The 16,257-nt window shown below is 33.7% G+C and carries 2 protein-coding genes; both read right to left on the reverse strand.

All coding sequences use genetic code 11. The annotated features are described in order from the left end of the window. Nucleotides 1–138: 138 nt before the first annotated feature. Nucleotides 139–12,765, reverse strand: a complete 12,627-nt coding sequence (locus Q0505_RS06850) for a non-ribosomal peptide synthetase (protein WP_299210509.1) — start codon at nt 12,763–12,765, stop codon at nt 139–141. Between the two features lie 180 nt (nt 12,766–12,945). Then, complete coding sequence (locus Q0505_RS06855) at nt 12,946–16,251, reverse strand: amino acid adenylation domain-containing protein (protein WP_299210511.1); 3,306 nt, start codon at nt 16,249–16,251, stop codon at nt 12,946–12,948. Between the last annotated feature and the right edge of the window lie 6 nt (nt 16,252–16,257).

The raw sequence follows: 16,257 nt of genomic DNA on the forward strand, positions 1-16,257 counted from the left end.
TAATCAATACAGCTTTGTTTAGTAAAAGAGGTAACACCTCCTCTTCTAATAAGCTACACTGAATCTTTAGAAGATCATTATTTTATTGACCGTACAAATTCATATTTCATTCATACTTTCGTATCAACAAAGTTGCTTTTAAATAACTATCTTTTTTAAATCTTTTGTATTCTGAGTAGTCCAAATACAATTTTCAATACTAACAGCTAAGAATGCTATTGTTGGATTCACAAAAACCTGTTGGATATTAACTTGAGCATTAAACTCATTTTTAATTTTAAAAATAAGATTCATTGCCTTTAAGCTATTACCTCCTAACTCAAAGAAATTATCTGTAACTCCTACCTTTTTAATCCCTAGAACATCTTCCCACATTTCTACGAGTCGCTTTTCTATATCGGTTTTTGGTGCTATATATTCTTGTTTAATAATATCTTTTTCTTCAATATCAGGTAATGCCTTTTTATCTACTTTCCCATTAGGTGTTAATGGAATAGTATCAAGTATTACATAGTAACTCGGGATCATATAATCGGGTAATTGAGTCCCTAATGAAAATCGCAATTTTTGCTTATCTATCAGTGAATCACTTACTAAATACGTTACGATTACAGGATCATTGTCTACTTTTTTAACCACGACAACGGCCTTATCAATATGATCATACGATAGGAGCACATGCTCTATCTCTCCCAATTCTATACGATAGCCTCTTACCTTTACTTGGCTATCTTTTCTTCCCATATACTCTATAGTTCCATCTGATAGCCATCTCCCTAAATCACCCGTTTTATACATCCGATCTCCTGAGAGATATGGGTGATTTACAAACTTTTCTTTAGTTAATTCAGGTTGATTTAAATAGCCTCTAGAGAGTCCTTCTCCAGAAATACAAATCTCTCCAACAACACCTACAGGTTGTAACTCTAGATTTTCTGACACAATATAAAACTGTGTATTATCCAAAGGTTTGCCTATTGGTACTGATCGATTATATGAACCTTCTAATTTCAAGCAACTACTATATGTAGTATCCTCTGATGGTCCATATAGATTACGCATTTCAATTCCAGAATTAGCAAAATGATTTGCTAGAGTTAAAGGAAATGGTTCGCCTGCAAGGTTAATCGCTACAGTATTTTTAAAGGAAACCTTTTTATCTAAAAGCGTTTGTATAACAGATGGTACTGTATTAAGTAATACGTTACTATCAGTATTCAAATAGTCTCCTATAACTAAGCCATTAGGTAATAATCGTATTTTCTTTCCAATACTTAGTGGGTAGAAAAACTCATATATTGATAAGTCAAAACAATGAGATGTAACTGCATATAACACATCAAAATCCGTATCCTTAAACTCTCGGATTGACCAATATAACATAGCAACCGCATTGTTATGTGTAATCATAACTCCTTTTGGTTTGCCAGTTGATCCACTTGTGTAAATTACATACGCAAGTGTATCTGCAGTGACAGTTACTTTGGGTGGTTTACTTGGGATGTCGCTTTCATTAGCAAATACTTCCAGTAAATCTTTATCTATGGTAACTTTACACTGACTATCCTCCTCTATATATTCAATTCGTTGTTGTGGATAATTAGGATCAATAGGTACATAAGCACATCCTGATTTAAGTACTGCTAGGATAGAGATGAGTAACCATTCATTACGAGCTATTTTGATACCTATTAGATCTTCGCTAGAGAGATCATAATAACTTAATAAATAATTAGATAACTCATTCGACTTTTTATCTAGCTCTTCATAAGTGAACTCTTTTTCACCATAGATTAAAGCGATATCCTGAGGTGTCTTTATAGCTTGTGCCACAAACAAATCAATAATTGTATTATCTTTTGGATATCCGACACTAGTAGCATTAAGCTCATGTAGTAAATAATTTCTCTCTGACTCTTTTAAATACGGTATCATATCTATAGTAATCGTTGGTGACTTTAATAAACTACCTACCAGTTGTTTAAAATGAGACATCAAGCTTTTAATCATATCTGCTTCATACACATCTGTGTTGTATGTCATATCAAATGATATATAATCGCCTATCTCTTTAAAACCAATCTCTATATCATATTTTGATACTTTTTTATCAGAATCTGCAATTACGTCTACATCCTCTTCAGAAATAATGATTTCAGATGATTCCGTTGTATTATTTTGTAATACTAACATCACATCAAAAATAGCATTACGACTTACGTCTCGTTTTAAATCTATAGCTTCTACCAGATGATCAAAAGGGTACATCTGATGTTCATAAGCTTCTAGTGTTGTATTTTTTATCCTATTATATAATGAAACAAAGTTTTCTGAAGGATCAATCTCATTTCTCAGTGCCAGCATATTTACATAAAATCCTATCTGATCTACTAGATCTGTATGATCTCTACCCGCTATAGGACTTCCTAAAATGATATCTTTTGACGAGGTGTATTTGTAAAACAATACATTCCAAACCGACAATAAGCTAATAAATAGACTTCCATTATGTTCTTGATTAAAATCCTTAAGTGCCTTTGTATCTTCTTTTGATATATATGTTCTAAAACCGTTTCCTTTATGTGTTTTTACAGATGGTCTTAAAAAACTAGACGGCAAATTTAATAACGGTAATTCTCCTGATAACAATGACGTCCAATAGTCTTTATCTATACTACTCTGCGCTTCTTCAAATTGAGATAATTGCCAGGCAGCATAATCTTTATATTGGATCTTAAGAGGGTCAATAGTTAATGGCGTCTCTGTGATGAAAGATTCATAAAATGCTAAAACATCTTTTGAAATAACTCCCATAGACCATCCATCACTAATAATATGATGCATATTGTAATAAAAGATATAAGCATCATCTGCCGTTCTTAGTACGCTTGCGCGAAATAACGGGCCAGCTTCTAAATCAAAAGATTTGTAAGCATCTTCATCCATATAGCGCATTGCTTCTCCTAAACTATCTGTTGCTTCTCTAAAATCAGTATATCCGATCTTAAAAACTAACTCGTTAAAAGGAAGTACATATTGATGTAAAGCACCTTCAGTATTCAGTTTAAAAACAGTACGTAATATTTCATGCCTATCTATTACAGCTAATACAGCTTTACTAAAACAGTCAATATCATAATCTCCTTCTAACACTGTGTGAAAAGGCATGTTATAAACTTCAGATCCTCCGTCTAATTGACATAGTGTCCATAGTCTATGCTGACCAGCAGATACTGCATAACTTTCTGATGTAGGAATCTTAGCGATTTTGTAATGCGTAGTTACTTTAGACTTCTCTAGTAAGTTGGCATGAGCCACCAAGGTTGGATTTGAAAATATATCTTTTAAACCTAGTTTAACTTGAAAAGATTTATGATATTCATTAATTAACTGTGTAGCCTTTAAGCTATGTCCTCCTAGTTCAAAAAAGCTATCAGTAGCACCGATGGTATTTTTTTGGAGTATTTTACTCCAGATCTCAGCAATTTTTAATTCTGTAGCTGTATTTGGAGCCACATATTTTTGCTGAATAGCATCATCTATAGTAACCTCTGGTAAACACTTCCTATCTACTTTTCCATTTGATGTTAATGGTATTGTATCTAATAAAACATAATAACTAGGTAACATATAGTCTGGTAGCATCACACGTAGTGATGTTCTTAACTCTTGTTTATCTATGAGACTATCGTTTACGATATATGCTACAATTTCTTTGGTATTATGCATATCCTTAATCATGACAACCGCTTGAGAAATTTCTGCATGAGATAATAATGCATGTTCAATCTCACCTAGCTCAATACGATATCCTCTTATTTTTACCTGATTGTCTTTACGTCCCATAAAGGCGATCTTCCCATCTGGCAACCAACGTCCTAAATCTCCGGTTTTATATAAGGTTCCGCTTTCGCGAAAGCGGTCTTTGACAAACTTCTCTGCTGTTAACTCAGGATGGTTTAAATATCCTCTAGACAATCCATCTCCTCCTAAACAAATTTCACCGACAACTCCTATAGGTTGTACATCTAGATTTTCTGAAAGAATATACGCAGTACTATTATTAATTGGGTATCCTATTGGAATATCTCCCACTACATCTGGGATGTTATACGTAAGAGAAAATGTTGTGTTCTCTGTAGGACCGTACCCATTAATAATTTCTAATTCTGGATAGGTATTCTTTAGCTTCTCAATATGTTTTGGCGATAATTTATCACCTCCTGCTAGTACTGTAGCTAATGGAGAAAACAATGTGATAGACGTATCTACTAGCATTTGAAGCCAGCCAGCAGTGAACCACATGACATTTACACCTCTCTCTTCTATCTCTCTAGACAGCAAATCACTATCCAATAATGTATCTTTTGAAGATAGTATCAAGCAAGCCCCATTTAACAAAGTTCCCCAATACTCAAACGTTGTTGCATCAAACGAAAAAGCTCCCGTGCTTAATAAAACGTCTGTAGTAGAAAACTGGTAAAAGTTGGTAGACTTTACTAAACGAACAATACTCTTCTGTTCTATCATTACTCCTTTAGGATTTCCTGTAGATCCAGAAGTATACATTACATAAGCTAAGTGATCTGATGATCCTTGGACCGCAGGTAATGTATTAGAAAGCTTGATCTCATTATTAAAAGCCTTGAGTACATCTTCATCTATAGTAATTTTACACGCACTATCCTCTTCCATATATACAATACGTTGCGCTGGATAATTTGTATCAATCGGCACATAAGCGCAGCCTACTTTTAAAATTGCTAGGATAGAAATAATCTGCCACTCACTATTATCAAGTTTAACTCCTACTAAATCTTCAATTTCAAAGTCATAACAGTTTAATAAATAGTTTGCAAGTCTCGTAGAAACAGTATCAAGTTCTCTATAGGTATACACATTATCTTCAAAAATAAGAGCTGTTGATTCTGGTGTTTTTTCTACCTGCTCAACAAATAATTCTACGATTGTTTTATTCTTTGGATATACTACTTCTGTATGATTAAAATCATTTAATAATTGTAGCTTCTCTTTTTCTGTAATATAGGATACCTCTGCGATACGATTATTTGGATGTGTGATACATTCTTTTAAAAACGCCTCTAAGTGTGTTGCTATTTTTTCTATAAAAATAATATCATAAATATCAGTATTGTACTCTAATTGCAATGATAACGTATCGTTATGATCAGAAAAAATAAAGCTAATATCAAACTGACTTACATTGCGATGTTGTTGCGTATAAGGACTTATTTCTAAGTGATCTATAGCGATCTCTTGAACTCCAAATAAGTTTTGCTGATTTTGAAATACGACCATCAGATCAAACAATGCAGATCGACTAGTGTCATGTTGTAAATCTAGCTTGTCTACTAAACTATCTAAAGGATATCCTTGATGTGCATACGCATCTAAAAGTGTATTTTTTTGAATACTTAACAATGTATTAAAAGAAGCATCCTCGTCAAATTGTGTGCGTATCGCTAATGTATTTAAATATAATCCTATTTGATTTTCTAACGCTTTATGATCTCTTCCAGCTACCGGTGTTCCCAATGTAATGTCTGTAGTATTGGTATATCTAGAAAGCAATCCGTTCAACCCTGCCATTAACGTCATAAAGACACTTACGCCATTATTTTCTGAAAATGCATGCACTTGATTACGTACTTCTTTAGAAAATGTTTGAGCAAAATAGCCTCCATTGTATGTCTTAACCTGGGGTCTTGCTTTAAATGTAGGCAATTCTAATACTGGCAATTCTCCTTTAAATTGAGTTAACCAATAGGTTTCTGATGCTAATAACTTAGATCTTTGGGCTTCTGTTGCTAGCCACTCTGCATAATCTTTATATTGTATAGAGAGTGTTGGTAATGTTATTAAGTCTCCTTTTACTAATGAAGCATAAATCATCATAAATTCCTTACTCAATATTTCCATAGACCATCCATCACTAATGATGTGATGCATGTTTAATACCAGTAAGTGATTTTCTGTAGCCAATTTAACTAAGCCTGCCTTAATTAAAGGGGCATTACTTAAATCAAAACAGTGACTATTGTTAGCTTTAAGAACATCGGCAATCGCTACATCTTGATCTTTTGCATCGCTCAAGTCTTGTTGTGCTATCACAAAATTAACATCGCTACAAGAAAGGATGTATTGACGTACTTCTTCTTGATCATTACGCATAAAACGCGTACGTAAACTCTCATGACGATCTATTAAAATAGCAAAAGCTTCCTCTATTAATGTAACGTTTACAGTACCTTCTAGCTGAAAAACAGCAGGAATATTATACGCAACACTCCCTTGTTCAAACTGACTTAACACCCATAACCTACGTTGAGATGAGGTCAAAGCATAGCTTGCCTTTTCTTCTGAGGTTGGAATTGATGTTTGTGTACTCTCTTTTAGCTGCGTTGTAATCCCTGATATGGTAGGATATAAAAACATATCTTTTATAGATACCGCTAATCCTAATTCAGTTTTAATTTTATTAACGATCAATGTAACTTTAAGACTATGACCGCCTAATTCAAAGAAATTATCGGTAATTCCTATAGGATCCATCCCTAAAACTTCTTCCCAAATAGTAACTAATTGTTTCTCTACTTCGGTCGTAGGAGCAACATATTCGTTTTTTATTAAATCTTCTGAAGCGATAACTGGCAATGCTTTCTTATCTACCTTACCATTAGCTGTTAATGGAATCGACTCAAGTGCTATAAAATAGCTAGGCACCATATAATCCGGTAATTCACTGCGTAATGAAGTACGTAAAACTTGCTTATCTATAACTTCATCACTAGTATAATAAGCCACCAAAACATTCTCGCCTTGAAACTCACTCACCGTTACAACAGCCTGAGTAATAACATCTGTAGCTACTAATGTGTTTTCTATCTCTCCTAATTCAATACGATACCCTCTTATTTTTACCTGGTCATCTTTTCTGCCAACAAACTCTATATTCCCATCAGGAAGCCATCTTCCTAAATCTCCAGTTTTGTAAAGGAGTCCGCTTTCGCGAAAGCGGTTAACAACAAATTTCTCTTTTGTTAATTCTGGTTGATGTAAATACCCTCTTGACAAACCATCACCAGAAATACAAATCTCTCCAACAACCCCCATAGGCTGTAATAAATCATCTTCAGAAACAATATAAATCTCTGTATTAGAAATAGGCTTTCCAATAGGAATATTTTCTCCTACACGATCTTCAAGGTTAAAACTTGTGGTAACTACCGTATTTTCAGATGGTCCATAGTTATTATAAATATGTAATCCTTGCTTTGCTTCTGGTAATTTAAGTGCTTCTCCTCCTGTTAAAATTTTAATGTTTTCTAATTCGATGTCTTGAGCTACCAGCGCCTCACAGATTTTTGTAGGCAAATACGCATGTGTAATTGCATTTTCTTTCAAAAATCCTGCGAGAAGAGTTGCATCGTATCTAACTTCTGAATCAGAAATTGGAACTAATGAAGCTCCTGATAATAAATAAGGATAGATTTCCCATACCGAAGCATCAAATCCAATTCCTGCATAAAGACTTCCTTTACTAGATGTTGTAACTCCGTATGCAGATATATGCCAGAAGCATAAATTTAATACACTTTTATGTTCTACCATAACCCCTTTAGGCCTTCCTGTAGAACCTGATGTGTAAATCACGTATGCCAAGTTTGAAGGTAATATGTGTACTTCTGGAAGTGATGTAGGTATGTTTTCTGTACGTAAAAATGAGTGTATGATCTCTTCATTTATGGTGATTACACACTTGCTATCTTCTTTAATGTATTCAATGCGTTGCTTAGGATAACTTGGGTCAATCGGGACGTAAGCACATCCTGTCTTTAAAACTGATAAAATAGAGATCACTAACCACTCACTTCGATCTAAGGTAACTCCTACAATATCTTCTTTTGACAACTCAAAGTTGGATAGTAAATAATGTGCCATCTGATTTGATAACTCGTCTACTTCTTTATATGTGAATTGTTTTTTATTATACTCAAGAGCAATAGCGTTTGGAGTTTTCTCTACCTGTGTTGTAAATACTTCAACAATAGTTCTATCGATATCATACGGTACTTTGGTATTATTAAAGCTAGCGACTAATTGATGAGTATCGGCTTCACGTAAGAAGTTCATCTTAGCGACACTTTCATTAGAATTTTGAATACAACTTTTCAATAAATTCTCTAAATGATTTACTAAATTCTCTACAAAAGTCTTCTTATAAATATCTGTATTGTAGTCTAGATGTAATGATAATTGATCTGTTGTTTCTGAAAAAACAAAACTTAAATCAAACTGACTTATAGAACGTTGTTGTTTTGTGTAGGGACTTATTTCTAATCCTTCTATAGTAATATCTTTTCCCCCAAATAAGTTTTGCTGATTCTGTAATACTACAATGACATCAAATAAAGCAGATCTGCTCGTATCGTGTTGAACATTTAATGTATCTACGAGACTATCAAATGGATATTCTTGGTGCGCATAGGCATCTAATAAAGTATCTTTTTGAAGTTGTAATAACTCTTCAAAACTGAAGGTATTATCAAACTTTGTGCGTATTGCTAGTGTATTGAGGTATAATCCTATCTGATTTTCTAATACGGCTTCTCCTCTTCCCGCCACCGGTGTTCCCAATGTAATGTCTGTAGTATTTGCATATCTAGAAAGCAATCCGTTCAACCCTGCCATTAACGTTATAAATAGACTAACTCCTCGGCGCTCTGAAAATATTCTTAACTCAGCACTTAACTCTTTAGAAAAATGGTGGTTTATGGCATCTCCATTATAGGTTTTAATTTTTGGTCTTGCTTTAAATGTAGGCAATTCTAATACTGGCAATTCTCCTTTAAATTGAGTTAACCAATAGGTTTCTGATGCTAATAACTTAGATCTTTGGGCTTCTGTTGCTAGCCACTCTGCATAATCTTTATATTGTATAGAGAGTGTTGGTAATGTTATTAAGTCTCCTTTTACTAATGAAGCATAAATCATCATAAATTCCTTACTCAATATTTCCATAGACCATCCATCACTAATGATGTGATGCATGTTTAATACCAGTAAGTGATTTTCTGTAGCCAATTTAACTAAGCCTGCCTTAATTAAAGGGGCATTACTTAAATCAAAACAGTGACTATTGTTAGCTTTAAGAACATCGGCAATCGCTACATCTTGATCTTTTGCATCGCTCAAGTCTTGTTGTGCTATCACAAAATTAACATCGCTACAAGAAAGGATGTATTGACGTACTTCTTCTTGATCATTACGCATAAAACGCGTACGTAAACTCTCATGACGATCTATTAAAATAGCAAAAGCTTCCTCTATTAATGTAACGTTTACAGTACCTTCTAGCTGAAAAACAGCAGGAATATTATACGCAACACTCCCTTGTTCAAACTGACTTAACACCCATAACCTACGTTGAGATGAGGTCAAAGCATAGCTTGCCTTTTCTTCTGAGGTTGGAATTGATGTTTGTGTACTCTCTTTTAGCTGCGTTGTAATCCCTGATATGGTAGGATATAAAAACATATCTTTTATAGATACCGCTAATCCTAATTCAGTTTTAATTTTATTAACGATCAATGTAACTTTAAGACTATGACCGCCTAATTCAAAGAAATTATCGGTAATTCCTATAGGATCCATCCCTAAAACTTCTTCCCAAATAGTAACTAATTGTTTCTCTACTTCGGTCGTAGGAGCAACATATTCGTTTTTTATTAAATCTTCTGAAGCGATAACTGGCAATGCTTTCTTATCTACCTTACCATTAGCTGTTAATGGAATCGACTCAAGTGCTATAAAATAGCTAGGCACCATATAATCCGGTAATTCACTGCGTAATGAAGTACGTAAAACTTGCTTATCTATAACTTCATCACTAGTATAATAAGCCACCAAAACATTCTCGCCTTGAAACTCACTCACCGTTACAACAGCCTGAGTAATAACATCTGTAGCTACTAATGTGTTTTCTATCTCTCCTAATTCAATACGATACCCTCTTATTTTTACCTGGTCATCTTTTCTGCCAACAAACTCTATATTCCCATCAGGAAGCCATCTTCCTAAATCTCCAGTTTTGTAAAGGAGTCCGCTTTCGCGAAAGCGGTTAACAACAAATTTCTCTTTTGTTAATTCTGGTTGATGTAAATACCCTCTTGACAAACCATCACCAGAAATACAAATCTCTCCAACAACCCCCATAGGCTGTAATAAATCATCTTCAGAAACAATATAAATCTCTGTATTAGAAATAGGCTTTCCAATAGGTACGGATTGACCTATAGATTTTTGAGTATCGTACTTATATATTGTTGAACTAATCGTAGTTTCTGTTGGTCCATATTTGTTATAAAAATCTACGTTACTACTTAGTCTATCTGCTAATTCTTTAGGGCAAGTTTCTCCAGCACAAATAATTCTTCTCAAACCTGTGCAACTCTCTATATCCTGAATTTGATTGATGTAGCTAGGGGTTGCATGAAAATGAGTAATATTGTACTCTTTTAAAACTTTTGAAAAATTGGCAACGTCTATAATATCATCTTTTGATACGATGACTAACGAAGCTCCGTTTAATAATGCTAAAAATAGTTGTTCAATAGAGGCATCAAAAGCAACATTAGAGAAATACAATATACTCTCAGTGTGGTCTATAGCATAATTTTTAGATTGGTGCAGTATATAATTTACTAGAGAGTCATGGCCTACCATCACTCCTTTTGGTTTTCCTGTTGATCCTGAAGTATAAATGACATACGCCAGTGCTGATGCTTCTGCAGTAAATTTTTTAGAGAATGTTACTTCTGATATTCTAAAATCAGTAAGTAAACTCTCATCAATAGTTATTTTACAATTACTATTTGATTTTATATAAGAGATTCTCTCTTCTGGATAATTAACATCTATTGGCAAATACGTGCATCCAGCTTTGAGTACTGCAAGTAGACTGATAATAAACCACTCGCTTTTTTCTAAGTGTATACTAATGATTTCTTCTTTAGAAATAGTATATGTAGATGTTATATAATGCGCTAATTGATTTGATAAAATATCTAATTCTTGATACGTGATTTTTGAATTTTCACATTGTATTGCCGTTGCCTCTGGCGTCTCATTTACTTGATTTAAAAATAAATCAATAACTGTTTTTTCTTTTGGATATGTCGTTTGAGTGGTGTTAAAATCAACCAGCATTTGTTGCTTTTCTTCTAGTGAAAGAAAATCAATTGTACTAATTTTTTCTTTTGAGTTAGAAACTCCTATTTCTAAAAAACGTTCAAGATGATGTATAGTTTGCGTTATGAAATCTAAGGTATAAATATCTGTATTATACCCTAAATTTAAATGTATCCTCCCTTTTACTTCTGCAAAAGAAAAGCTTAGATCAAACTTGCTAAATGACTTCTCTATATCTTCATACGAAGATATTTCAATTCCATGAAGTGTTAATTCTTCAGAAAATAATAATTCCTGTTGGTTCTGGAATACAACCAATGTATCAAACAACGTCGATCTACTTAAATCTCTTTTTATATCAAGTTCTTCTACCAAACGATCAAAAGGATATTCCTGATGTGCGTATGCATCTAATAATGTATTTTTCTGTATCGCAAGTAACTCCTCAAAACTTGTAGCTTCTTCAAATCTTGTGCGGATGGCTAGCGTATTTAAATATAACCCTACTTGGTTTTCTAAGTCCGTATGTTCTCTTCCAGCTACTGGTGTGCCTAAAATAATATCCTTTGTATTTGTATATCTAGAGAGTAACCCATTAATTCCAGTCATCAAAACCATGAATAGTGTCGCTCCATTTTGCTGAGCATACCTATTAAGCTGAGATGTGAATTCTTCAGAAAATTTGTAATAGATACTAGAACCATTGCTAGTTTTAAGCTTTGGTCTCATCTTAGTAGAAGGTAATTCTAATACGGGTAATTCTCCTGAAAACGTATCTAACCAAAAGCTTTTAGATTTTTCTAATAAGACTTTTCTAGCGTCTGTATTTTGCCATTCTGAATAATCCTTATATTGAATAGGTAATTCTGGCAACATCACTTCGTGTCCTAAAGAAAGCCCATTATAGATAATAATACATTCTTTATTTAATAGTTCCATAGACCATCCATCTCCGATAATATGGTGCATAGTAAACATTAAGACATGCTTATCCTCAGCTACTTTAACAATCGCCCCTATAAATAATGGGCCTTTAGCTAGATCAAAAGTATGCTTTTGCATCGCTTCAGAATATGCTCTTAGAGCATCAGTAGTTGCATTGCTTAGATCTACGAACTGTAAAGCGCCTGGATACGTTTGAATAGGTACTATATATTGACTTAAATTCCCTTGTCTATCTTCTTTAAAGACCGTACGTAAACTCTCGTGTCTCTCAATTAATTTAATAAAAGCTAACGATAGAATATTGATATCTAAAGTTCCTTTAAATTCAAACGCATTAAATATGTTATATGCTGTATTAGCTTCTCCAAACTGACTTAATGTCCATAAGCGTTGTTGAGAAGATGTAAGCGCATAATAGTCTTTCTGTGCTGCTTTAGGAATAGACTCCGAAGAAGAAAGTAATGTAATCAACTCACTCTTATGTGCTTTGATTTGATCAACGATCTCAGGGGTCAAAGTTCCTTTAGGAGCATTGATTTTAAGACTTCCATCTACAACCTTGAGTCCAATCTTTAATGATTGTAACGTATGTATTAAATGTGTTATCACGATATGATTTTTTCCAAGTTAATTTGAAACACCAAAATGGTTTCTAGAGTTACGCACTGGCATTACCTATTGGATATCAGTAGGTTTTATTAATAATGACGTAAGTGAAGGGCGTTAACAAGTATGGATATTGTAAATAGCCATGCTTTTAAAATAAATACTTATTAAAAATTAAGATTTTTAAATGGTTATTTCATCCATATTATCAGCGGTTTCTAACTCTAATTGGTTCTGAAAAACAATGAATTGTAATTTCTTAGAAACCCCCATAATCTCTTGGGTTTCATATAAGTCTTGAATGGAAAACCGTGTATTGTAGGCTTTATTAATTTTGTTGATTAAGACTGTAGCTTTTAAGCTATTACCTCCTAACTCAAAAAAGTTATCGGTAACTCCTATTTTTTCTAGTCCTAGCACCTCTTCCCATAATTGAGCGAGTGTTTCTTCTATCTCATTGGTTGGGGCTACGTACTCACGTTTGATAACATCGTCAGAACTTATAGGCGGTAGTGCTTTCTTGTCTATCTTCCCATTGGGCGTTAACGGCATCTCATCTAGAAATACATAGTAACTTGGCAACATATACTCAGGCAGTTCTTGTCCTAATGACAAACGAAGTTCTTGCTTATCTACTGGATGTTCACTTACCAAATAAGTGACAATTACCAGTTCGTCTTGAACTTTTGATGTCATCACAACACATTGATCAATTCCTTCTTGTAATTCTAATACATGCTCAATTTCTCCTAATTCTATACGATGCCCACGTATCTTTACTTGACTATCTTTTCTTCCTACATATTCTATGCTACCGTTAGATAACCATTTTCCTAAATCTCCGGTTTTATATAAGGTTCCGCTTTCGCGAAAGCGGTTAACAACAAACTTCTCTTTTGTTAATTCTGGTTGATGCAAATACCCTCTCGAGATCCCGTCACCAGAGATACAAATCTCTCCAATTACTCCTACAGGTTGTAATGCTAATGCATCCGAGAGTATATAAAACTGAGTGTTGTGAATACCATTTCCAATAGGAACAGAACGATCATACTCTTTTTCTACTCGATAGATACTACTATAGGTTGTGTCTTCTGATGGACCATATAAATTACGTAAGGCAATTCCTGAATCCTTAAAATAGGAGGTGATGCTTGCTGGAAATGGTTCTCCTGCCAAGTTAATACCTACTACATTAGAAAAATTAACTTCCTTATCTATGAGCATCTTTAAAACCGAAGGAACGGTATTTATTAAAATATGACTGTCGGTATCTATATAATCACTTATGGATAATCCGCTATCCAATAATCGGATAGGCTTGCCTATACTTAAAGGGTAGAAAAATTCATATACAGATAAATCAAAACAATGTGACGTTACTGCATATAATACATCAAAATGAGTATCGCTAAATTCACTTGCAGACCAATGCAACATAGAAGAAGCATTCTTATGAGTAATCATTACTCCCTTTGGCTTCCCTGTAGACCCTGAAGTATAAATAATATACGCCAAATTCTCAGATCCAAAAGTTACACTTGGCAACTCCTTAGAAATAGGTTCTGCAGTTATAAATGAGGCGATCACCTCTTTATCTATGGTTACTCTACATTGGCTATCTTGTTCTATATACGCAATACGCTGTGCTGGATACTTTGTATCTAAAGGTACATAAGCACATCCTGCTTTAAGAACAGCTAATAATGAAATAAGTAACCACTCAGTGCGGTCTAATTTTACCCCAACTAGATTTTCTAATTCTAAGTTATAAGTACTCAGTAAATAATGTGATAACTGATTTGATAACTCATCCAACTCTTTATAGGTAAAACTTATGTCTCCAAACATTAAAGCGGTAGCATCTGGTGTCTTTTTTGCTTGATTTACAAACAGATCTACCATAGTAGTATCTGGATAATCAACAGTTGTCGCATTAAAATGAACTAACAACTGTGACTCCTCTTCAGGAGTTAAGTAATTGATGGTAGACACCTTATCTTGTGGTGTTTGTACTGCTTTGGCTAAAAAATTATCAAAATGAACACTTAATCGTTCTATAAAATCTAATTCATAAATATCTGTGTTATACTCTATGTGTAATGAGAGCTTCCCTTTTTTCTCCGAAAAGATAAAACTCAAGTCATATTTACTAAATGACTTTTCCATATTCTGATAAGGAGTAATCTCAACACCATTCAAATTTAAACCTTCAGATACCAATAATCCCTGCTGATTTTGAAATACAACTAAGGCATCAAATAATACAGATCTACTTAAATCTCTTTTTATATCAAGTTCTCTTACTAAACTACCAAAAGGATATTCCTGATGTGAATACGCACTTAATAAGGTTTCTTTTTGTATTGCTAATAACGCTTCAAACGTTGCCTCTTTTTCAAAAGATGTTCTAATGGCTAATGTATTTAAGTACAATCCTACTTGATTTTCTAAATCACTATGATCTCTACCTGCTACTGGAGTTCCTAGAATGATATCTCTTGTATTAGTATACCTAGAAAGTAATCCATTAATACTAGCCATTAAGACCATAAATAAGGTCATCCCATTTTTTTGAGCATACCCATTGAGTAGTGCCGTAAATTCTTTTGAAAATTCATAATCTAAACTTGATCCGTTATAGGTTTTAAGTTTTGGTCTTACTTTATTAGAAGGTAATTCCAAAATAGGTAAGTCTCCAGAAAACGTATCTAACCAAAAGGCTTCAGATTTTTCTAATACAGCCTGCCTTGTCTCACTATTCTGCCATTCTGAATAATCTTTATACTGAATAGGTAATTCTGGCAATATTACTTCTTGTCCTAAAGAAAGCCCATTATATATAGTCATAAACTCTCTACTCAAAACTCCCATAGACCAACCATCTCCTATGATATGATGCATGTTAAGCATTAGGATGTGTTTCTTATCAGAAATTTTAACAATCTCTCCTATAAATAAAGGTCCTTTTTCTAAGTCAAAAGCGTGTTTTTGAATGGTATCAGAATACGCTCTTAATTCATCATTAGCAGTATCACTTAAATCTACAAACTGTAAAGATCCCGTATATGCCTCTGTAGAAACAATATACTGACTCAATGTCCCATCCTGATCTTCTTTAAAGACCGTACGAAGACTTTCGTGTCGATCTACTAATTGATTAAAAGCCAACGATAGTTTATCAAAATCTAATAGTCCATTAAATTCAAACGCCTCAAATATATTATATGCAGAGTTCCCTGAATCAAACTGGCTCAATGTCCATAATTGCTGCTGAGAAGACGTAAGTGCATAAAAATCTTTCTTCACTGCTTTAGGTATAGACTCTGAAGAAGAAAGTAATGCGATTAACTCACTTTTATGAGCTTTGATTTCATCAATGATTTCTGGGGTCAGAGCATCCTTTGGAGCATTAATTTTGAGACTCCCGTTTACAACCTTGAGTCCGATTTTTGACGACTGTAGTGTATGTATTAAATGTTCTATCACGACGTA

This window comes from uncultured Dokdonia sp., assembly GCF_937910895.1.
Classification (GTDB): domain Bacteria; phylum Bacteroidota; class Bacteroidia; order Flavobacteriales; family Flavobacteriaceae; genus Dokdonia.